The organism is Paraburkholderia sprentiae WSM5005 (assembly GCF_001865575.2).
Lineage (GTDB): Bacteria > Pseudomonadota > Gammaproteobacteria > Burkholderiales > Burkholderiaceae > Paraburkholderia > Paraburkholderia sprentiae.
Genome location: NZ_CP017561.2, coordinates 2,288,905 through 2,309,087, shown reverse-complemented (window position 1 = coordinate 2,309,087; position 20,183 = coordinate 2,288,905). Strand labels below are relative to the sequence as shown.

Genomic DNA, 20,183 nt, shown 5'->3' with positions numbered 1-20,183 from the left:
TCGCGAACGCGAACAGCACGCCGATCACATGTTCGGATAGTTCGGGCCGCCACCGCCTTCAGGCGTCACCCAGACGATGTTCTGTGTCGGGTCCTTGATATCGCAGGTCTTGCAATGCACGCAGTTCTGCGCATTGATCACGAGCCGCTCGCTGCCATCGTCGTTTTTCACGAACTCGTACACCGCGGCCGGACAATAGCGTGACTCCGGACCGGCATAGGTCTGCCAGTTCACATCGACCGGCACCGAGGGATCTTTCAGCGTCAGGTGCGCCGGCTGGTTCTCTTCGTGGTTCGTGTTCGAGATGAATACGGAAGACAGCCGGTCGAACGTCAGCTTGCCGTCCGGCTTCGGATACGTGATCGGCTTGCACTGCGAAGCCGGCTTCAGCATCTCGTGGTCCCAATGTTGATGATGCAGCGTCCACGGCACGTTGCCGCCCAGCAGCTTCTGCTCGATGCCGACCATCAGCGTGCCCAGGTACAGACCCTTGCTCATCCACTGCTTGAAATTGCGCGCGCGGTACAACTCGGTGTAGAGCCACGACGTCCTGAAGGTTTCCGGGTAAGCGCTCAGCTCGTCTGCCTGGCGGCCGGCCTGCACGGCGTCGAACGCGGCGTCGGCCGCGAGCATGCCGGTCTTGATCGCCGCATGCGAACCCTTGATGCGCGACGCGTTCAGGAAGCCCGCGTCGTCGCCGACCAGCGCACCGCCCGGGAACACCAGCTTCGGCAGCGACATCAGGCCGCCCGCGGTGATCGCGCGCGCGCCGTAGGACACGCGCTTGCCGCCTTCGAGCATCGCGCGGATCGCCGGATGCGTCTTGTAGCGCTGGAATTCCTCGAATGGCGACAGGTACGGATTCGAATAGCCGAGGCCGACCACGAAGCCCACCACGACCTGGTTGTTGTCCATGTGGTAGAGGAACGAGCCGCCGTAGGTGTCGTTTTCGAGCGGCCAGCCGGCGGTGTGCATCACCAGACCCGGCTTGTGCTTCGCGGGATCGATCTCCCACAGCTCCTTGATGCCGATGCCGTAGACCTGCGGATCGACGCCGTCGCGCAGCCTGAACCGGTCGTTCAGCTGACGCCCGAGGTGCCCGCGCGCGCCTTCACAGAACAGCGTGTACTTCGCGTGCAGTTCCATGCCGAGCTGGAAGTTTTCGGTCGGCTCACCGTCCTTGCCGATGCCGAGATTGCCGGTCGCGACGCCCTTGACCGAGCCATCGTCGTTGTACAGGATGTCGGCCGCCGGAAAGCCCGGGAAGATCTCGACGCCGAGCGCCTCGGCCTGCTGACCCAGCCAGCGCGTCACGTTCGCGAGACTGATCACGTAGTTGCCGTGGTTCTTGAAATTGTCCGGCAGCGCCCAGGCCGGCACGCTCTTCGCGCCGGTTTCGGTGAGGAACAGGAAGCGGTCTTCGGTCACGTCGACCGTTAGCGGCGCACCTTTTTCTTTCCAGTCCGGGATCAGTTCGGTCAGCGCGCGGGGGTCCATCACCGCGCCCGAGAGAATATGCGCCCCGATCTCCGAGCCTTTTTCCAGTACGCACACGCCAAGCTCGACGCCTTGTTCGGCAGCGCGCTGCTTGAGGCGAATCGCCGCCGACAGGCCCGCAGGGCCGCCACCGACAACGACGACGTCATACTCCATCGACTCGCGCGGGCCGTATTGCTCAATGAGACTTGCGGGGGTCATCGATGCTCCTCTTACCGTTAGAATGCTTTTTTCGGGTTCGTATTGTGGGCGATGGATCACGGTGCCGCAACCCAAAAGCCAGAGATTAGCACGATCGTACTATTTCATGATACGGTACAGACCTTTGTGACGGTCCTACCGAACCTCGTCAACCGCAGTTGTCGTTACAACCGAACAAGGAAAGACAATGGGCCGTTCGATCAATCTGGAAGGGAAGGTCGCGCTGATTACGGGCGCCTCGAGCGGGTTGGGCAAGCGCTTCGCCCAGGTGCTGTCGCAGGCGGGCGCAAAAGTCGTGCTGGCGAGCCGACGAACCGAGCGGCTCAAGGAGCTGCGCGCGGAGATCGAGGCGTCCGGCGGCGCCGCGCATGTCGTGTCGCTCGACGTGACCGACTACCAGAGCATCAAGTCGGCGGTCGCCCATGCGGAGACCGAGGCCGGCACGATCGATATCCTCGTCAATAACTCTGGCGTATCGACCACGCAGAAGCTGTCCGAAGTCACGCCGGCGGACTTCGAATACGTGTTCGACACGAATACGCGCGGCGCGTTTTTCGTCGCGCAGGAAGTCGCCAAGCGCATGATCATGCGCGGCAACAATGCGCAGAAGCCGTCGTACCGGATCATCAACATCGCGTCGATGGCGGGCTTGCGCGTATTGCCGCAAATCGGCCTGTATTCGATGAGCAAGGCCGCGGTCGTCCACATGACGAAAGCGATGGCGCTCGAGTGGGGCAAGCACGGCATCAATGTGAACGCGATCTGCCCAGGGTATATCGACACTGAGATCAACCATCACCATTGGTCGACCGATCAGGGGCAGAAACTGGTTGCGATGCTGCCGCGTCATCGCGTCGGCAAGCCGGAGGATCTCGACGGGCTGCTCCTGTTGCTCGCGGCGGACGAATCGCAGTTCATCAACGGCTCGGTGATCGCCGCCGACGACGGGTTCGGGCTCGCGTGAGCGGGCCGTCCAAAGTTTCGAACGTCAGCAAGCAAAGGAAGAACGGAAGTACCGAATGAGCGATTTTCACGCAGTTTTCGAAATGACGATGCCGATCCGATGGGGCGACATGGACGCCTTCGGTCACGTGAACAACACGGTTTATTTTCGCTACATGGAGCAGGTGCGGATCTCCTGGTTCGAGCACATGGACTTTCTCGACCAGCGCGTGGACGGGCAGGGGCCGGTGATCGTGAATGCGTCGATGGAGTTTCTAAAGCAGCTGCACTATCCGGGCGACGTGATCGGCAGGATGTCGGTGGCGACGCCGGGGCGCAGCAGCTTCGATACGGCTTTCGAGCTGCTGCGCGCCGATGAGCCGGATACGCTCTATGCGCGGGGCGCCGCGCGATGCGTGTGGATCGACTACGCGGCGGGCAAGTCGATGCCGGTGCCCGACGTGCTGCGCGCGGCCATCGAGGGCGCGGCGCTCGTCAAGGCCGCCTGACAGCGCGGCCTGCGGCCTGACTGAGTGGCCGCCCGCTTCGAAGTCTGTCTCTCAATCCCCGAGCAGCCGCTGCAACAGCTCGGTCGCGTTGCCCGTATCGTATTTGCGCATGAGCCGCGCGCGGTAGACGTCGACCGTGCGCGGGCTGATGTCGAGCACGCGGCCGATCTGTTTGCTGGTTTTGCCGGTGACCAGTTGCGCGGCGATTTCGCGCTCGCGCGGCGTGAGCTCCACCGCGACGCGCCGGGTCGCGCTCAGATCCTCGAAGGTCCAGACACCCGCCGCGTGCGGGTCGGTGCGTTGCTGCGCGCGGCCCGTCACGTGACACCAGAACAGCTCGCCATTCGCGCGCTTCATGATGCGGTCGTCCGCGTAGCTGCCTTGCGCGGTCATGATCGGCGGAATGCGCGCGCCGATGCGCTCGAACTCATCCGCCGATGGATACAACACCTGGAACGACTGGCCGATCAGCGCGTCGCGCGCGTAGCCGAAAATCGACGCGAGTTGGTCGTTGCAGTCTTCGATGGTCCGTTCGCGCGACAGCACGAGTCCGATCGGGGCGAGGTGAAACGCAGCGCGGTAATCCAGGGCGGGCATGGGCGGGCGGCAAGTACTTATGTATTTTTGCGTATTGTGCCGCATGGCGGGCCCAGCGTACCCTTTCGGGCAGATGACGACGCGGCCCTTGCCGCGTATGACTAGAATGACGTAGCGGTATCGTGAGGCGACGCGAAGTTCGCCAGCTGCGATATCAGCCGCAACGATCCGGCGGCCTGCGTACAGGTTTCGGGTTTCCATACAGGAAGGGACATACAGATGAACAAGGTCTATCCAGGTGCCGCCGAGGCGCTGAAGGACATCGTCAAGGACGGGCAGACGTTCGCCGTCGGCGGCTTCGGGTTATGCGGCATTCCCGAGGCGTTGATCGCGGCGCTGCGCGATTCGAAGGTGCGGGGCATCACCTGCATCAGCAACAACGCGGGCGTCGACGGTTTCGGCCTTGGCCTGCTGCTCGAGACTCGCCAGATCAGGAAGATGATTTCGTCATACGTCGGTGAGAACAAGGAGTTCGAGCGTCAGTACCTGGCCGGCGAACTCGAGCTCGAATTCACGCCGCAAGGCACGCTCGCCGAGAAGCTGCGCGCGGGCGGCGCGGGCATCCCCGCATTTTTCACGAACACCGGCTTCGGCACGCAGATCGCCGAGGGCAAGGAAACCCGCCAGTTCGGCGCGAACCACTACGTGCTCGAACATTCGCTGACCGCCGACGTCGCGCTCGTCAAGGCGTGGAAGGCCGACAAGTCGGGCAACCTGATCTATCGCCGCACCGCGCGCAACTTCAATCCGATGTGCGCGATGGCCGGGCGCATCACGGTCGCGGAAGTCGAAGAGATCGTCGAAGTGGGCGAGCTCGATCCCGACGCGATCCACACGCCTGGCATCTTCGTGCAGCGCATCGTGCTGAATCCGCATCCGGAAAAGCGCATCGAACAACGCGTCGTCCGCGCGAAAGGAGACTGATCATGGCATGGACTCGTGACGAAATGGCCGCGCGCGCGGCGAAGGAATTGCAGGACGGCTTTTACGTGAACCTCGGCATTGGCCTGCCCACGCTGGTCGCGAACCATGTGCCGCCGGGCGTCGAAGTGTGGCTGCAGTCGGAGAACGGCCTGCTCGGCATCGGCCCGTCGCCGACCGAAGACGAAGTCGACGCCGACCTGATCAACGCCGGCAAGCAGACTGTGACGACGCTGCCGGGTTCGTCGATTTTCTCGTCGGCGGATTCGTTCGCGATGATTCGCGGCGGTCACATCAATCTGGCGATTCTCGGCGCAATGCAGATCAGCAAGAAGGGTGATCTCGCGAACTGGATGATCCCGGGCAAGATGATCAAGGGTATGGGCGGCGCGATGGACCTGGTCGCGGGCGTCAAGCGCGTGGTCGTGCTGATGGAGCACGTCGCCAAGGGCGATCAGCACAAGATCCTCGAAGAATGCACGCTGCCGCTGACGGGCGTGGGTGTCGTCGACGAGATCATCACCGATCTCGGCGTGATCGAAGTGACCGAGAACGGCCTGAAGGTGACCGAACTTGCGCCCGGCGTGAGCGTCGATGAAATCAAGGCGAAGACCGGCGCCCCGCTCGATGTCAGCGCGGTGAGCTGACGCGGGCCAACCGCGCCGCGCGAGTCGATACGACGGCGCGGCGGCAAGGGTGCCGTGCGGACGGGCGAGGCGTGAGTCTCGCCCGTTTTGTTTTTGCGCGCGGCACCGGATGCGCCGGTCGGGTCGACCTTCCTACGCCTTTCGGCCGATGCTTGCCGCGCGACGAAGCGGTTTACAATCGTTCGCAGCCCAATTCGCGGCGCCTTTGCGAGGACCCCGTATGACCGCAACGACTTCCGCCGCCACCGCCGGGCGGCCCGCGCCGCGTCAACGTTACGTGCAGTGCGCGAGCGCGGCCGGCCTGCATCGCGTCGCCTATACCGAGTGGGGCGAACCGGACAATCCGCGTGTGCTGCTATGCGTGCACGGACTCACGCGATCGGGGCGCGATTTCGATCGCCTCGCCGCCGACTTCGCCGATAACTATCGCGTGGTGTGCCCGGACGTGGTCGGCCGCGGCTTGTCGTCGTGGCTCGCGAACCCCAACTTGTACGCGGTGCCGCAGTACGTCGCCGACATGGTCACGCTGATCGCGCGGCTCGACGTCGACACCGTCGACTGGTTCGGCACCTCGATGGGCGGCCTGATCGGCATGGGGCTCGCCGGCCTGCCGGGCACGCCGATCCGCAAGCTGCTGCTGAACGACGTCGGTCCGCATCTCGAGCCGGCCGCAGTCAAGCGGATCGGCGATTATCTCGGCAAGCCCGCACGCTTCGATACGCTGCAGCAAGGTATCGACTATGCCGCACAGCTCGCGCAAAGTTTCGGCCCGCTGACGCCGGACGAATGGCGCGAAATCAATACGCCGTTGCTGCGCGAGGAGAGCGGCGCGTGGGTGTTGCGCTATGACCCGCGCATCGCGCAGCCGTTCGCCGCGATCACCGAGGAAGCGGCGAAGCTCGGCGAGGCGGCGCTGTGGCATTCGCTGGCGTCGTTCCCGGGGCCGGTGCTGGTGGTGCGCGGCGAACGGTCGGATTTGCTGTCGCGTGAAACGGTTGCGAAGATGGTGACGAGCGGGCGCGCGGTATCGAGCGCGGAGATCGCGGGCGTCGGGCATGCGCCGGCGTTTCTTGCGGCGGACCAGATCGCGCTTGCGCGGGAGTTCTTCATCGGGCCGGCCGCGAAGGCGTCATAATATTACGTTCGGCACGACATTTTTGTCGGCACAGTCGTGCGGGATGCAGTTCGACTAACCCCTCAGTTGAGGACTTTTCATGGCAGTCATTCGTTACCACGTCGGCAAGCGTCTTTCGGAAATGGCCGTGCACAACGGCACTGTGTACCTCGCGGGTCAGATCGCCGAAGACGACGATCAGGACATCACCGGCCAGACGCGCGAAGTGCTCGGCCACATCGATCGTCTGCTCGCTGAAGCGAACAGCGACAAGTCGCTGCTGCTGTCGGTGCAGATCTACATCTCGGATATGGCGCATTTCGCCGGCATGAACGCCGTATGGGACGAGTGGGTCGCGCAGGGCGACACGCCGCCGCGCGCGACCGTCGAGGCCAAGCTCGCGAATCCGAAGTGCCTCGTCGAAATCGTCGTGATCGCCGCGCAGCGCAGCTAGTCGCGGCCGTCACGCAGCACCGTAGTTGATTTCCGTTGAATCGTCTGGCCCGGCGGGCCGTCGCACCATGAACACCGAAACCGTTTCGAACGCGCCTCATCCCCATCGCTCCTTCGACGAAGCGATGGCGTTCGTGCGCGAACATGCGGGCGACGTGCGGCTGTCGTCGGGCGAATTGCTCGCGGATCACGCGGCGGGCACCGCGTCGATCATGAGCAAGCTCAACGTCGAGCCGCCGGCGGTGTTGGCCGCCGCGCTGTTCGCGTTGACACCGCATCTGCGCGATCCGGAGCGCGTGATCGCCGACAACTTCGGCGAAGAAGTCGCGCAACTGGTCGGCGACGTACGCAAGCTGCTGCGTCTCGGCACGGTCAGTCTTCGCGCGGCGCAAAACGCGATGCCCGAGGCCGGGCGCGATGCGCAGGCGGCGCGCCGCGTGCAGGTCGAGGCGCTGCGCAAAATGTTGCTCGCGTTCGCGCAGGACATTCGCGTCGTGCTGATTCGTCTCGCCTCGCGGCTGCAGACACTGCGTTATTACGCGGCGGCGAAGCTCACGCCGTCGCCCGACGTCGCGCGGGAAACACTCGATATCTACGCGCCGCTCGCGAACCGCCTTGGCATCTGGCAATTGAAGTGGGAGCTCGAAGATCTCGCGTTTCGTTTCGAGGAGCCGCACACCTACAAGCGCATTGCGAAGCTGCTCGACGAAAAGCGTGTCGAGCGAGAGAGCTACGTCGCGCAGGCGATCGAACGACTTCAGCGGGAGCTAGCGGCCGCGCATATCCGCGCGGAAGTGAGCGGTCGGCCGAAGCATATCTATAGCATCTGGCGCAAGATGCGCGGCAAGGAGCTCGACTTTGCCGAGTTGTACGATGTTCGCGCGTTTCGCGTGATCGTACCGGACATCAAGGACTGCTACACCGTGCTCGGCATCGTGCACAACCTGTGGCAGCCGGTGCCGAAGGAATTCGACGATTACATCTCCCGGCCGAAGCCGAACGGCTACAAGTCGCTGCACACGGTCGTGATCGGCGACGACGGCCGCGCCTTCGAAGTGCAGATCCGCACGCAGGAAATGCATCGCTTCGCGGAGTACGGCGTGGCCGCGCACTGGCGCTACAAGGAAGCGGGCGCGCGCGGCTATGGCGGCACGTTCACCGCGAACGAGAAATACGACGAGAAGATCGCCTGGCTGCGGCAGTTGCTCGCGTGGAAGGACGAAGTGTCCGAGGGCGAGCATGGCGAAGCGGGTGCGGTGCAGCCGTGGGAGCAGTTGCGCCAGGCCACGCTCGACGACGATCACATCTACGTGCTGACGCCGCAGGCGCGTGTGATTGCGCTGCCGCACGGCGCGACGCCGATCGACTTCGCCTATCACCTGCATAGCGAGCTGGGGCATCGCTGCCGCGGCGCGCGCGTCGACGGCGCGATGGTGCCGCTCAACACGCCATTGCAGAACGGCCAGACGGTCGAGATCGTGGCGGTAAAGGAGGGCGGTCCGTCGCGCGACTGGCTCAATCCGCAGCTCGGCTATCTGCAAAGCTCGCGCGCGCGGCAGAAGGTGCGCGCGTGGTTCAACGCGGTCGAGTTACAGGAGCACATCGCGAATGGTCGCGCGATGGTCGAAAAGACCCTGCAGCGGGAGGGCAAGACCTCGGTCAGTCTCGATCAGCTGGCCACGCGGCTCGGCTTCAAGACCACCGACGACCTGTTTTCCGTGGTCGGCAAGGAGGAATTCAGCCTGAGGCTCGTCGAGCAGGCGCTGCACGATGCGCCGCCGCCCGAGCCCGAGGTCGATGCGCCGGAGAAATTCGAGAAACGCAGCAGCGGCGCAAGTGTCGCGCGCGGCGCGTCGACGGGTGTGCTGGTGGTCGGCGTCGATGCATTGCTCACCCAGCTCGCGCGCTGCTGCCGGCCAGCGCCGCCCGACGACATCTGCGGGTTCGTTACCCGCGGCAAGGGCATGTCGGTACATCGCAGCGATTGTGCAACGTTCCGCCGAATGGCAGAGCGCGCGCCGGAGCGCGTGCTGCAGACCGCGTGGTCGGCGGACGTGATGAGCGGCCGTGGCCACTCCGTCTACCCGGTCGACCTCAGCATCGAAGCGACGGACCGGCAGGGTCTGCTGCGCGACATCTCCGAAGTGTTCGCGCGGGAAAAGATGAACGTGATCGGCGTGAAGACGCAATCGCGCCGCAATGCCGCGTTCATGCAATTTACCGTCGAGGTGTCGAGCGCCGCGCAGATTCAGCGCGCGTGCACGCTGCTGGGCGAAGTCATGGGTGTGGTGCGGGCGATGCGCAAGAGCTGAGGCGCGGGCGGTTGGAAGAGATTTGCTAGCGGCGCGGCGAATTAAAGCCGTTGCATAAAACCACTTGCCAAGCTGGGCTGCACTCCATATAATCTCGTTTCTTCAGGCTCGTAGCTCAGCTGGTTAGAGCACCACCTTGACATGGTGGGGGTCGTTGGTTCGAGTCCAATCGAGCCTACCAACGAAAATGAAATTCCGGTCTCGCCGGGGTTTCGCAAATTGCAGTAAGCGCTTTAGCGCAAAAAAGGCGAATACGGTTATGACACTGCGAACGTTGACCGAAACCACTTCGGAGCGACGCTAGTCGAGGACCACTTTCGCCAGTGAAGTTTGCATAAAAATGTGAATGCGGCCCCTCGAAAGCGGGGCCGCATTTTTTTTGTTTTTTTGACCTTGGTTGTATGTGCCGCCGCCGGTCGGCACCACGGAGAACGCAATGGTTTCGATACGTTTGCCTGACGGTTCGGTTCGACAGTACGAGCATCCGGTGACCGTCGCCGAAGTGGCCGCCTCGATCGGCCCGGGCCTCGCGAAAGCCGCGCTCGGCGGCAAGATCGACGGAGAGCTGGTCGATACGTCCACGCTGATCGATCACGACGTGGCGCTCGCCATCGTCACGGAGAAGGACGCAGACGGTCTCGATATCATTCGCCACTCGACGGCGCACCTGCTCGCGTACGCCGTGAAGGATCTGTACCCGGAAGCGCAAGTCACGATCGGCCCGGTCATCGACAACGGCTTTTATTACGACTTCTCGTACAACCGTCCTTTCACGCCGGAAGATCTCGAAAAGATCGAAAAGCGCATGCAGGAACTCTCGAAGAAGGACGAGCCGGTGTCGCGTCGCGTGGTATCGCGCGACGAAGCGGTCGAGTACTTCAAGAGCATCGGCGAAAGGTACAAGGCCGAGATCATCGAATCGATCCCCGCCAGCGACGAGATCAAGCTGTACTCGCATGGCAGTTTCACGGACCTGTGCCGCGGCCCGCACGTGCCGTCCACTGGCAAGCTGAAGGTCTTCAAGCTGATGAAAGTCGCGGGTGCATATTGGCGCGGCGACTCGAAGAACGAGCAGTTGCAGCGCATTTACGGCACGGCCTGGACCAAAAAGGAAGACCAGGAAGCGTATCTCCACATGCTCGAAGAAGCCGAGAAGCGCGACCATCGCAAGCTTGGCAAGCAGCTCGACCTGTTCCACATGCAGGACGAGTCGCCGGGGATGGTCTTCTGGCATCCGCGCGGCTGGACGCTGTGGCAGCAAGTCGAGCAGTACATGCGCCGTCGCGTGAACGACGCCGGCTACCTTGAAATCAAGACGCCATTGATCATGGACCGCTCGCTGTGGGAAGCGTCCGGCCACTGGCAGAACTATCGTGAAAACATGTTCACGACGGAATCGGAAAAACGCGACTACGCGATCAAGCCGATGAACTGCCCCGGTCACGTGCAGGTGTTCAACCACGGTCTGCGCTCGTATCGCGATCTGCCGCTGCGTTACGCGGAGTTCGGTTCGTGCCACCGCAACGAATCGTCCGGCGCGCTGCATGGACTGATGCGTGTTCGCGGTTTTGTGCAGGACGACGCGCATATTTTCTGTACCGAAGATCAGTTCATCAGCGAATCGATCGCATTCAACACGCTGGCAATGAGCGTCTATCGCGACTTCGGCTTCGACAACGTCGAAATCAAGCTGTCGCTGCGTCCGGATGCGCGCGCCGGCACCGACGAAACGTGGGATCGTGCGGAGCAGGGCCTGCGCGAGGCACTGACGGCGTGCGGCGTCACGTGGGAAGAGCTGCCCGGCGAGGGCGCGTTCTATGGTCCGAAGGTCGAGTATCACATCAAGGACGCGCTCGGCCGCTCGTGGCAGTGCGGTACGCTGCAGCTCGACATGGTGTTGCCGGAACGGCTGGGTGCGGAATACGTCGCCGAAGACAACAGCCGCCGTCGCCCGATTATGCTGCACCGGGCGATCGTCGGATCGATGGAGCGTTTTCTCGGAATTCTGATCGAGCACCATGCCGGTGCGATGCCCGCTTGGCTCGCGCCGATGCAGGTCGTCGTGATGAATATCGCGGAAAGTCAGGCCGAATATGCGCGGGCGCTAGCTCAATCGTTGCAAAAACAAGGGGTTAGAGTCGAGGCCGATTTGCGCAACGAGAAGATTAGCTATAAAATACGCGAGCACACGCTGGAAAAGGTCCCGTACCTGCTGGTGGTCGGTGACAAAGAGCGTGAAGCCCAAACGGTAGCCGTGCGTGCCCGTGGTGGTGTCGATATGGGCGTCATGCCTGTCGACGCCTTCATTGAGCGTCTGCGCCAGGACGTGCAGTCGTTCAACTAAACCACCTGGTACCCCGGCTCATTTTTTTAATTTTTAGAGGAAACGTAACATCGCTACTGATAAGTCTGCGCACCGCATCAACGGTGAAATTACAGCACCCGAGGTGCGACTGGTCGGCGTCGAGAACGAACCGCTCGGCATCGTGAAACTCGCTGATGCGTTCCGCATGTCGGAACAGCAGGACGTGGATCTGGTTGAAATCGCTCCGCAAGCGGTTCCGCCGGTTTGCCGTTTGATGGACTACGGCAAGTTCAAGTACCAGGAAGCGAAGAAGCAGCACGAGGCTAAGCTCAAGCAGAAGGTCATCCAGGTCAAGGAAGTCAAATTCCGCCCCGGTACTGACGACGGTGATTACAACGTCAAGCTGCGCAACCTCGTCCGCTTCCTCGAAGACGGCGACAAGACGAAAATCACGTTGCGTTTCCGTGGCCGTGAAATGGCTCACCAGGAAATCGGCATGCGCATGCTCGAACGCTTACGTACCGACCTCGACGAAGTCGGTCAGGTCGAGCAGATGCCGAAAATGGAAGGGCGCCAGATGATCATGGTGCTCGCTCCGAAGAAAAAGAAGTAAGCGCGAAGCAGTTGGCTGGAGCGGCGGCGCGCCATGTGGCGCGTGCTCCGGTGGCGCAAGTTTGTTTAATGCTGTGCCGGGTGCCCGGCGCGGCGTGAAGGTTTCGGAACGGCGCGCATGCAAGTGCGGTGGTTCCCGAAAAGCGACCGCTGGCAGTATCGGCGGTCTGCATACCAAGTGGAATGGGTTTCGAAGGGCGGGAAATGGCCATCTGGCCGACCGCACACCCATGTCCATCTAATAATGGAGTTGTCATGCCGAAGATGAAGACCAAGAAGAGCGCTGCGAAGCGCTTCGTGGTGCGTCCGGGCGGTACCGTCAAGCGCGGTCAGGCCTTCAAGCGTCACATTCTTACCAAGAAGTCCACCAAGAACAAACGCCATCTGCGTGGCTCCACGGCAGTTCATGATTCCGATCTGAACTCCGTTCGCGCAATGCTGCCGTTCGCTTAACCCTTAACCGACACTCACAGGAGCGAAACATGCCTCGAGTAAAACGTGGGGTTACCGCACGGGCCCGTCACAAGAAGATCATCAAGCTGGCCAAGGGTTACCGCGGCCGTCGCAATAACGTCTATCGCATCGCCAAGCAGGCGGTCATGCGCGCGGGCCAGTACGCCTACCGCGACCGCCGCAACAAGAAGCGTGTCTTCCGCGCACTGTGGATCACGCGTATCAACGCGGCGGTGCGTCAACATGACATGACGTACAGCGTGTTCATCAACGGCCTGAAGAAGGCGTCGATCGAACTGGACCGCAAGGTGCTGGCCGACATGGCTGTGTTCGACAAGGCTGCTTTTGCTGCGATCGTTCAGCAGGTGAAAGCCGCCGTTGCAGCCTGATTGCGCTTCTGGCAATTAAAACTGCGTGGTTCGTTGCAGCGAATATCCGGTAGTCTCGGTGACGCTGCAACAAAAACGGGGCTCCTCACCGAGCCCCGTTTTTGTTGGTAGAACCGGTTTTGTTTCGATAGAACACTGACGTTGAAATGATGGGATCAATGGATCTGGAACAGATTGTCGCGGACGCGCAAAAAGCCTTCGCAGAAGCCCCGGATGTCACCAGCCTGGAGAATGAGAAAGCGCGCTTTCTCGGTAAAGCGGGTGCGCTGACCGAGCTGTTGAAGGGCCTTGGCAAACTCAATCCCGAGACGCGCAAGACTGAAGGCGCACGGATCAACCTCGTCAAGCAACAGGTCGAAGCCGCGCTGACGGCACGTCGTCAGGCGCTCGCCGACGCGCTCCTGAACCAGCGCCTCGCCGCCGAAGCGATCGACGTCACGCTGCCGGGCCGCGGCGCCAATGCGGGTAGCCTGCACCCGGTGATGCGCACCTGGGAGCGCGTCGAACAGATTTTCCGTACCATCGGATTCGACGTGGCCGACGGCCCCGAGATCGAAACCGACTGGTACAACTTCACTTCGCTGAACAGCCCGGAAAACCATCCCGCGCGTTCGATGCAGGACACCTTCTACGTCGACGGCAAGGATGCCGACGGCCGTCCGCTGCTGCTGCGTACACATACGAGCCCGATGCAGGTCCGCTACGCGCGCACGAACACGCCGCCAATCAAGGTAATCGTGCCAGGCCGCACGTATCGTGTGGATAGCGACGCGACGCATTCGCCGATGTTCAACCAGGTCGAAGGCCTTTGGATCGACGAGAACATCAGCTTCGCGGATCTGAAGGGTGTGTATACCGACTTTCTGAAGAAATTTTTCGAGCGCGACGACATTCTCGTGCGCTTCCGCCCGTCGTATTTTCCGTTTACGGAACCGTCGGCCGAGATCGACATGCAGTTCGAAACGGGCAAGAACGCGGGCAAATGGCTCGAAATCTCGGGCTCCGGCCAGGTGCATCCGACCGTGATCCGCAACATGGGTCTCGACCCGGAGCGCTACATCGGCTTCGCATTCGGCAGCGGCCTCGAACGTCTCACGATGCTGCGTTACGGCGTGCAGGACCTGCGGCTGTTCTTCGAAAACGACCTGCGCTTCCTGCGTCAATTCGCGTGAACCGGCGTGAGTGAGCGCGACAAAGCATAAAACGCGGCAGCGCACCCGGTGCGCGCCGCGTGCGTCCCCGGCAGAACTTGCTGAACCGGCGCAAGACCACCGAGTTTTACGAAGCATCTGCCGGCCGTGGACCTAACCTGATCAGAACGTACACAGAACCATGCAATTTCCGGAATCCTGGCTCAGAACTTTTGTCGATCCGCAACTGACCACCGACGAACTGTCGCACGCGTTGACGATGGCGGGTCTCGAAGTCGAGGACCTGCGACCGGCCGCGCCGCCGACCTCGAAAATCGTCGTTGGCCAGGTGCTGGAAGTCGTCAAGCACCCGGATGCGGACAAGCTCAACGTGTGTCAGGTCAACGCGGGCACGGGCGCGACGCTGAACATCGTGTGCGGCGCACCGAATGTTGCGCCCGGCATCAAAGTGCCGGTCGCGCTGGTCGGTGCGCAACTGCCGCCGGCCGAAGTGGGCGGCGCGCCGTTCGCGATCAAGCTGTCGAAGCTGCGCGGCGTGGAAAGCCAGGGCATGCTGTGCTCCGCGCGCGAGCTGAAGCTCTCCGAAGACCACAGCGGTCTGTTGATCCTGCCTGACGACACGCCGATCGGCCAGGACATCCGCGAGACGCTCAACCTCGACGACACCGTGTTTGAAATCAAGCTGACGCCGAACAAGGCCGACTGTCTGTCGGTATTCGGCGTCGCACGCGAAACGTCGGCGATTACCGGCGCGCCGCTGCGCCCGCTCGAAATCAAGGCGGCTCCCGTCACGCTCAACGAAACGCTGCCCGTGAAAATCTCGGCACCGGATCTGTGCGGCCGTTTTTCGGGCCGCGTGATCCGCGGCGTCAATGCGCGCGCGAAGTCGCCGCAATGGATGGTGGAGCGTCTCGAGCGCTCGGGCCAGCGCAGCATCTCCGCGCTTGTCGACATCTCGAACTATGTGATGCTCGAGCTGGGGCGTCCATCGCACGTGTTCGACCTCGACAAGATCCACGGCGGCATGGACGTGCGCTGGGGCCGCAAGGGTGAAACGCTGAAGCTGCTGAACGGCAACACGGTCGAACTCGACGAAACGGTCGGTGTGATCGCCGACGAACAGCATATCGAAAGCCTTGCGGGGATCATGGGCGGCGACAGCACGGCGGTCACGCTCGACACCACCAACATCTATCTCGAAGCCGCCTTCTGGTGGCCCGATAGCATTCGTGGCCGCTCGCGTAAGTACAACTTCTCGACCGATGCGGGCCATCGCTTCGAGCGCGGCGTCGACTATGCCACGACCGTCGATCATATCGAGCGAATCACGCAGCTGATCCTCGACATTTGCGGCGGCGAAGCAGGACCGGTCGACGATCAAATCGTCAATGTGCCGAAGCGCGCACCCGTGAAGATGCGCGTTTCGCGCGCGAACCGCATCATCGGCATCGCGATGGGCGCCGATGAGATCGCGCAGGTGTTCACGCGCCTTGGCTTGTCGTTCGAGCGTGACGGCGATACGTTCTCGGTGATGCCGCCGTCGTACCGCTTCGATATCGAGATCGAAGAGGACCTGATCGAAGAAGTCGCGCGTATCTACGGCTTCGAAAAGATTCCGGCGCGCCCGCCGGTCGCAACCAGCGAAATGCGTGCGACCAACGAGACGCAACGCTCTATCCACGCGATCCGTCATGCGCTAGCCGCGCGCGACTACGCTGAAACGGTGAATTTCAGCTTCGTCGACGCCGAATGGGAGCAGGACTTCGCGGGCAACAGCAAGCCGGTGCGTCTGATCAACCCGATCGCGAGCCAGTTGTCGGTCATGCGCACGACGCTGTTCGGCAGCCTGATTCATGTGCTGCGCACGAACCTGAACCGTCGCGCGGCGGACCGCGTGCGCGTGTTCGAGGCGGGCCGCGTATTCCTGCACGATCCATCGATCAAGGCCGGCGAGCTAACGGTCGAAGGTTTCGCGCAGCCGAAGATGATCGGCGCGCTCGCCTATGGTCCCGCGCTCGACGAGCAATGGGGCGCGTTGACGCGCACCGTCGACTTCTTCGACGTGAAGGGCGACCTCGAAGCGCTGGTCGCGCCGGCGGTGGCGCGGTTCGTGAAGGCTGAACATCCGGCGCTGCATCCGGGACGCAGCGCGCGCATCGAATTGAATGGTCGCGCAGTGGGCTGGATTGGCGAATTGCATCCGCGCTGGATGCAAAAATATGATTTGCCCCATGCGCCGATTCTGTTTGAAATCGAAGCGGAAGCATTAATGCAACGGGTATTGCCGATTCCGTCGGAAGTTTCAAAATTTCCGCCGGTGCGACGTGATATTGCGGTGGTCGTCGATCAGAAAATCGAGGTTCAGGCGTTGCTCGACGAGCTTCAGAAGGCACTGTCCGAACCGGCCTGCAAGGCTGTCCAGAAGGTTGCGCTTTTCGACGAATTCCGTCCAAAATCAAACACTTCCGGCGGCCTTGGCGCGCACGAGAAAAGCCTTGCGTTCCGGGTGACCTTGCAAGATACTGGCGGAACCCTTCAGGATGAAACGGTCGATCTGGCTATTCAAACTCTGGTGGAACGTCTGGCTCGAGTATATGGCGCACGGTTGCGCGGATAACCCGCATCTAACAATTGCACGGCTGTTTCCGCATACATTGGTTTAGGCTTGGCGCGCCATTTGATAGATATGAATGAAATGAACTCGAGTGATTTCGAAGCCCTTCTTACGGCGCAACGCAGCGCCATGATTCGAGATATTCCGACCTCACCCGCCGTCGTTTCGAACGAAACGCCGACGCTCACCAAAGCGGAACTTGCCGAGTTGCTGTTCGACAATGTCGGGCTCAACAAGCGGGAAGCGAAGGACATGGTCGAGGCGTTCTTCGAGGTGATCCGCGATGCACTCGAGAGCGGCGACAGCGTGAAGCTGTCGGGCTTCGGCAACTTCCAGTTGCGCAACAAGCCGCAGCGTCCCGGCAGAAATCCGAAGACAGGCGAGGCGATTCCGATCGCCGCGCGTCGCGTGGTGACGTTTCATGCAAGTCAAAAGCTGAAGGCGCTCGTCGAAAACGGCGCCGAAGCGAGCTTCGCGCGCTGATTGACTGGCGCGCTTTCGGGCAACCCATCACGGCTAACTGACGATGACAGCGACGATCGAAAAAGTCGTCTTGCCTCCGATTCCGGCGAAGCGGTACTTCACGATCGGCGAGGTCAGCGAACTTTGCGGGGTGAAGCCTCACGTGCTGCGATATTGGGAGCAGGAGTTCACCCAGTTGAGGCCGGTCAAACGGCGCGGCAATCGTCGCTATTATCAGCATCATGAGGTGCTGCTGATCCGGCGGATTCGAGAGTTGCTGTACGAGCAGGGTTTTACGATCAACGGAGCGCGCAACCGGCTCGATTCACATGGCGGGGCTGCGCCTGATGAGGTGATCGAGGAGGGCGAAGGTGCTGGCGGTGCCGCAGGGCAGGTGCACGCATCGGCGGCAACGGTTGCGGTCGATGTCGAGAAGCTGCGCAAGGAACTGCAGAACGTGATCGATCTGCTGGGCCACTAGTTCATCCGCTTGTTGGCATTGTTCGGATCGAGCAGTTCTAATCGAATGAAGTGTCTGTTATAATTTTTCTTCTGTTCGGGGCGTAGCGCAGCCTGGTAGCGTACCTGCATGGGGTGCAGGTGGTCGGAGGTTCAAATCCTCTCGCCCCGACCAAAAAAGTTCAAAAGGACTTACGGTGAAAGCCGTAGGTCCTTTTTGTTGCCCGATCGCGGATCGCTACGTTGCCCGCTGCCAAAGCTTCGCCCACGCTCATTTGCATCCCGAAGCGTGGATCGCTTTGCTCATGCGCCTGGTCTCGACTGTTTTGCACATCGCAACGGCAGTGGGCAGCATCGATCCGCCGCCCCATTCTTGCGAAGCCGATTTTTCGCAGCTGGCGTCACGGTGCCTTTTCCACGCGGTGAGCCTTTTCTCGAGCGACGCTTTGCAAGTCCCCGACGAGCCCGTCGTGCTCTCGACGACCTGTTCCAGCTTTTGTTCCGCGACGAGCTGCTCGCGCCACGCGCAAAGATTCATGTTCATCTGATTCGCGTCGCAATGCGACAGGGCTGCGTCGACCTCGCTCGCGGGCAGTCCACTGTGGCGTGCGATGACGTCGGTTGGATTCGGTGCGGCCGCCAGTGCCGAACCGCTAACCATCGCAAGCGCGACAAACAGACGTCTCATTGTTGGCCTTGCTTCAGGAACGGCGCGGCTTCTTCACGGCGACGATTGACCAAGCCTGGCACTCGCACGGCCGGTAGCCGTCGGCCGTTAGCATCGCGAGGGTGCACATAGACGTTGCGCGCCATTTCGTTTGCAACTTTACTGTTCTGCCCACGATTTGCTACGTCCAACGTCTGTCGGGCGCCGGTTGCGCCCGTGTTATAGGTATAGCTCACGAGAGCGTCGAACTGCTCCTGCGTTAGCTCGTGTTCCGTCACGCGGCTTCTGACGGCACCTTCCGCGGCGCGAACCGCCTTGTCGAGTTGAGCGTTGACATCTGCCAAGGTCACCGGCCGCCGGAGTTCGTCGATGGTGCATCGGCCAAAGTGCACAAGCGAGCCTAGTCCGAAGGTGCAGTTGTTCGCTACGTCGTTGTAGTAGCGAAGGATAGCGCCCTCGCGCATCCGCAAAGCAGTGAGTCCCGCATTGCTCAACCTTTCTGATTCGTTTGGCACGTTCGCCCCCGCAAAAATAGATGAGTGCAATCTAGCAGACCTATCGCCGGCAAAGGCATCTCAGAAGTGAATTTGGGCGTTCGCCTATCTGGTGGTGCAGAACTGACCTCAGCGACATCCAAAAAAGGGTGACGCACGAAAAGCACGCCACTCCCGATTTTCAAGGACAGGCCCCGGCGTGCCGCGTTAGCACGCGCACGCGAATCACCGCCCGTGAGCCCCCAGCGCCACAAACCGCTCCAGATGATGATCTTCATCCCCAAGCTGATGGTCGATCATCACGAGCCGCTTCGCGTAATGCGCGAGCGGCAGCTCCCACGTCATGCCGATCCCGCCGTGCAACTGGATGCATTCCTCCGCGACCCGCGTGCCAATTCGGCCGATGCTGTACTTCGCCGCCGACACCGCGCGCTCGCGCGCGTTACGTTCGCCGTCGAGCGCAGCCGCCGAGTTGATCACTGCCGAGCGCGCCTGCTCGATTTCCAGCAGCAAATCGGCCATGCGATGCTGCAATGCCTGGAAGCTGCCGAGCGGCACGCCGAACTGCTTGCGCGTGCGCAGATAGTCGAGCGTGTGGTCCTTCGCGACGTCCATTGCGCCGACCGCTTCGGCGCACAGCGCGAGCACGCCGCCACTCACCGCATATTCGAGCGTCGCAAAGCCCTGGTCCACTGAGCCGAGCACGGTGTCGCCATCGAGCGTGACGTTGTCGAACGTCACTTCGCCCGCGCGTCCTCCGTCGATCTTGCGATAGTCGCGCACGCTGACACCCGCCGCGTCCCTGGGCACCAGAAACAGCGTAATGCCGGCCTCGGCATCGGCATCGCCGCTCGTGCGTGCCGACACGAGAAACCCATCAGCATGCTCGCCATGCTGAACGACGGCCTTCGCACCGTGCAACGTCCACGTGCCGCTATCGCCCATTGCGCTGCGCCGCGCGCGCGTCGTTGCGACCCTCGCGAGTTCGTAATGACTGTCCGGTTCGCCATGCGCAAGCGCAACGACCCGCGAGCCGTCGATCAACGAACCCAGCACCGCTTTGTGCGCGTCGCTGCCGCTGCGGGCGATCGCCCGGCCAACGATCAGCGTATCGAGAAACGGCTCGACGACGAGCCCGCGGCCGATGCTCTCGAACACCACGGAAATATCGAACCCGCCGCCGCCAAAACCACCGCTCGCTTCATCGAACAACGCGCCGATCGCGCCAAGCTCCGCAAAGCGCGCCCACAATTGCGCGCTGAAGCCTCGCGTCGAACGCGCGATCTCGTCGCGCGTCGCGAAGCCGTACTGCTCGCTGATGAAACGATTCAGCGTGTCCGCCAGCATACGGCGGTCTTCGGTGTGCTGGAAGTTCATGACGTGT

General features: G+C 62.0%; 20 protein-coding genes and 2 tRNA genes. 17 read left to right on the top strand and 5 right to left on the bottom strand.

The window, feature by feature from the left end; translation table 11 throughout:
• Positions 1-24 precede the first annotated feature (24 nt).
• The gene (locus BJG93_RS10510; RefSeq protein WP_231337397.1) at positions 25-1,698 is read right to left on the bottom strand and encodes an electron transfer flavoprotein-ubiquinone oxidoreductase; all 1,674 of its coding nucleotides are present in this window, start codon (positions 1,696-1,698) and stop codon (positions 25-27) included.
• Positions 1,699-1,885: 187 nt separating this feature from the next.
• Here BJG93_RS10510 and BJG93_RS10505 point away from each other — a divergent pair, with 187 nt between their 5' ends.
• Together BJG93_RS10505 and BJG93_RS10500 are read left to right on the top strand one after the other, a co-directional pair.
• On the top strand, positions 1,886-2,662 hold the full coding sequence (locus BJG93_RS10505) for an SDR family oxidoreductase (protein WP_027198225.1): 777 nt from the start codon (positions 1,886-1,888) through the stop codon (positions 2,660-2,662).
• A gap of 55 nt (positions 2,663-2,717) precedes the next feature.
• Positions 2,718-3,149, top strand: a complete 432-nt coding sequence (locus BJG93_RS10500) for an acyl-CoA thioesterase (protein ID WP_027198224.1) — start codon at positions 2,718-2,720, stop codon at positions 3,147-3,149.
• Positions 3,150-3,200: 51 nt separating this feature from the next.
• On the opposite strand, the gene BJG93_RS10495 is transcribed toward BJG93_RS10500, so the two are convergent.
• Positions 3,201-3,746 carry a LuxR C-terminal-related transcriptional regulator gene (locus BJG93_RS10495; RefSeq protein ID WP_027198223.1) on the bottom strand — a complete coding sequence of 182 codons (546 nt, stop codon included), beginning with the start codon at positions 3,744-3,746 and terminating at the stop codon, positions 3,201-3,203.
• A gap of 219 nt (positions 3,747-3,965) precedes the next feature.
• Here BJG93_RS10495 and BJG93_RS10490 point away from each other — a divergent pair, with 219 nt between their 5' ends.
• The 15 genes from BJG93_RS10490 to BJG93_RS10420 all read left to right on the top strand — a co-directional run bounded on the left by BJG93_RS10490 (position 3,966) and on the right by BJG93_RS10420 (position 17,813).
• Positions 3,966-4,670: a CoA transferase subunit A gene (locus tag BJG93_RS10490; RefSeq protein WP_027198222.1), complete on the top strand. Its 705-nt coding sequence runs from the start codon at positions 3,966-3,968 to the stop codon at positions 4,668-4,670.
• A gap of 2 nt (positions 4,671-4,672) precedes the next feature.
• Positions 4,673-5,314 (top strand): CoA transferase subunit B, encoded by a 642-nt coding sequence (locus BJG93_RS10485; RefSeq protein ID WP_027198221.1) that lies wholly within the window; start codon positions 4,673-4,675, stop codon positions 5,312-5,314.
• A gap of 220 nt (positions 5,315-5,534) precedes the next feature.
• On the top strand, positions 5,535-6,449 hold the full coding sequence (locus tag BJG93_RS10480) for an alpha/beta fold hydrolase (RefSeq protein ID WP_027198220.1): 915 nt from the start codon (positions 5,535-5,537) through the stop codon (positions 6,447-6,449).
• A 79-nt stretch (positions 6,450-6,528) separates the two neighbouring features.
• Positions 6,529-6,882: a RidA family protein gene (locus tag BJG93_RS10475; protein WP_018435253.1), complete on the top strand. Its 354-nt coding sequence runs from the start codon at positions 6,529-6,531 to the stop codon at positions 6,880-6,882.
• Between the two features lie 67 nt (positions 6,883-6,949).
• Positions 6,950-9,193 carry a RelA/SpoT family protein gene (locus tag BJG93_RS10470; RefSeq protein ID WP_027198219.1) on the top strand — a complete coding sequence of 748 codons (2,244 nt, stop codon included), beginning with the start codon at positions 6,950-6,952 and terminating at the stop codon, positions 9,191-9,193.
• Between the two features lie 104 nt (positions 9,194-9,297).
• Positions 9,298-9,374, top strand: a tRNA-Val gene (locus BJG93_RS10465).
• 255 nt (positions 9,375-9,629) lie between these two features.
• The gene (gene thrS, locus BJG93_RS10460; RefSeq protein WP_027198218.1) at positions 9,630-11,537 is read left to right on the top strand and encodes a threonine--tRNA ligase; all 1,908 of its coding nucleotides are present in this window, start codon (positions 9,630-9,632) and stop codon (positions 11,535-11,537) included.
• Positions 11,538-11,586: 49 nt separating this feature from the next.
• On the top strand, positions 11,587-12,111 hold the full coding sequence (gene infC, locus BJG93_RS10455; protein ID WP_075643713.1) for a translation initiation factor IF-3: 525 nt from the start codon (positions 11,587-11,589) through the stop codon (positions 12,109-12,111).
• 254 nt (positions 12,112-12,365) lie between these two features.
• Positions 12,366-12,563 carry a 50S ribosomal protein L35 gene (rpmI, locus tag BJG93_RS10450; protein ID WP_027198217.1) on the top strand — a complete coding sequence of 66 codons (198 nt, stop codon included), beginning with the start codon at positions 12,366-12,368 and terminating at the stop codon, positions 12,561-12,563.
• 29 nt (positions 12,564-12,592) lie between these two features.
• Positions 12,593-12,952, top strand: a complete 360-nt coding sequence (gene rplT / locus BJG93_RS10445) for a 50S ribosomal protein L20 (RefSeq protein WP_006052502.1) — start codon at positions 12,593-12,595, stop codon at positions 12,950-12,952.
• Positions 12,953-13,110: 158 nt separating this feature from the next.
• Positions 13,111-14,124, top strand: a complete 1,014-nt coding sequence (gene pheS / locus BJG93_RS10440) for a phenylalanine--tRNA ligase subunit alpha (RefSeq protein ID WP_027198216.1) — start codon at positions 13,111-13,113, stop codon at positions 14,122-14,124.
• A 160-nt stretch (positions 14,125-14,284) separates the two neighbouring features.
• Positions 14,285-16,720 (top strand): phenylalanine--tRNA ligase subunit beta, encoded by a 2,436-nt coding sequence (gene pheT / locus BJG93_RS10435; protein WP_027198215.1) that lies wholly within the window; start codon positions 14,285-14,287, stop codon positions 16,718-16,720.
• A gap of 69 nt (positions 16,721-16,789) precedes the next feature.
• Positions 16,790-17,200: an integration host factor subunit alpha gene (locus BJG93_RS10430; RefSeq protein WP_027198214.1), complete on the top strand. Its 411-nt coding sequence runs from the start codon at positions 16,790-16,792 to the stop codon at positions 17,198-17,200.
• A gap of 43 nt (positions 17,201-17,243) precedes the next feature.
• Positions 17,244-17,660 (top strand): MerR family transcriptional regulator, encoded by a 417-nt coding sequence (locus tag BJG93_RS10425; protein WP_027198213.1) that lies wholly within the window; start codon positions 17,244-17,246, stop codon positions 17,658-17,660.
• A 76-nt stretch (positions 17,661-17,736) separates the two neighbouring features.
• A tRNA-Pro gene (locus BJG93_RS10420) sits at positions 17,737-17,813 on the top strand.
• Between the two features lie 96 nt (positions 17,814-17,909).
• Here BJG93_RS10420 and BJG93_RS10415 read toward each other — a convergent pair.
• From BJG93_RS10415 to BJG93_RS10405, 3 genes are all read right to left on the bottom strand, one after another.
• A complete protein-coding gene (locus BJG93_RS10415) occupies positions 17,910-18,182 on the bottom strand; it encodes a lysozyme inhibitor LprI family protein (protein ID WP_231337396.1) in 273 nt (90 codons plus the stop codon).
• A 140-nt stretch (positions 18,183-18,322) separates the two neighbouring features.
• Positions 18,323-18,799 (bottom strand): lysozyme, encoded by a 477-nt coding sequence (locus tag BJG93_RS10410; RefSeq protein WP_407675273.1) that lies wholly within the window; start codon positions 18,797-18,799, stop codon positions 18,323-18,325.
• Positions 18,800-19,024: 225 nt separating this feature from the next.
• Positions 19,025-20,176 (bottom strand): acyl-CoA dehydrogenase family protein, encoded by a 1,152-nt coding sequence (locus BJG93_RS10405; RefSeq protein ID WP_027198210.1) that lies wholly within the window; start codon positions 20,174-20,176, stop codon positions 19,025-19,027.
• Between the last annotated feature and the right edge of the window lie 7 nt (positions 20,177-20,183).

Coding starts and splice junctions, on each gene's coding strand:
- pheS (WP_027198216.1), top strand. CDS start 13,111: ATGGATCTGGAACAGATTGTCGCGGACGCGCAAAAAGCCTTCGCAGAA.
- BJG93_RS10480 (WP_027198220.1), top strand. CDS start 5,535: ATGACCGCAACGACTTCCGCCGCCACCGCCGGGCGGCCCGCGCCGCGT.
- BJG93_RS10495 (WP_027198223.1), bottom strand. CDS start 3,746: ATGCCCGCCCTGGATTACCGCGCTGCGTTTCACCTCGCCCCGATCGGA.
- BJG93_RS10430 (WP_027198214.1), top strand. CDS start 16,790: ATGAATGAAATGAACTCGAGTGATTTCGAAGCCCTTCTTACGGCGCAA.
- BJG93_RS10490 (WP_027198222.1), top strand. CDS start 3,966: ATGAACAAGGTCTATCCAGGTGCCGCCGAGGCGCTGAAGGACATCGTC.
- rpmI (WP_027198217.1), top strand. CDS start 12,366: ATGCCGAAGATGAAGACCAAGAAGAGCGCTGCGAAGCGCTTCGTGGTG.
- BJG93_RS10405 (WP_027198210.1), bottom strand. CDS start 20,176: ATGAACTTCCAGCACACCGAAGACCGCCGTATGCTGGCGGACACGCTG.
- BJG93_RS10500 (WP_027198224.1), top strand. CDS start 2,718: ATGAGCGATTTTCACGCAGTTTTCGAAATGACGATGCCGATCCGATGG.
- rplT (WP_006052502.1), top strand. CDS start 12,593: ATGCCTCGAGTAAAACGTGGGGTTACCGCACGGGCCCGTCACAAGAAG.
- BJG93_RS10475 (WP_018435253.1), top strand. CDS start 6,529: ATGGCAGTCATTCGTTACCACGTCGGCAAGCGTCTTTCGGAAATGGCC.
- BJG93_RS10510 (WP_231337397.1), bottom strand. CDS start 1,698: ATGACCCCCGCAAGTCTCATTGAGCAATACGGCCCGCGCGAGTCGATG.
- BJG93_RS10485 (WP_027198221.1), top strand. CDS start 4,673: ATGGCATGGACTCGTGACGAAATGGCCGCGCGCGCGGCGAAGGAATTG.
- BJG93_RS10470 (WP_027198219.1), top strand. CDS start 6,950: ATGAACACCGAAACCGTTTCGAACGCGCCTCATCCCCATCGCTCCTTC.
- thrS (WP_027198218.1), top strand. CDS start 9,630: ATGGTTTCGATACGTTTGCCTGACGGTTCGGTTCGACAGTACGAGCAT.
- pheT (WP_027198215.1), top strand. CDS start 14,285: ATGCAATTTCCGGAATCCTGGCTCAGAACTTTTGTCGATCCGCAACTG.
- BJG93_RS10415 (WP_231337396.1), bottom strand. CDS start 18,182: ATGAACATGAATCTTTGCGCGTGGCGCGAGCAGCTCGTCGCGGAACAA.
- BJG93_RS10425 (WP_027198213.1), top strand. CDS start 17,244: ATGACAGCGACGATCGAAAAAGTCGTCTTGCCTCCGATTCCGGCGAAG.
- BJG93_RS10505 (WP_027198225.1), top strand. CDS start 1,886: ATGGGCCGTTCGATCAATCTGGAAGGGAAGGTCGCGCTGATTACGGGC.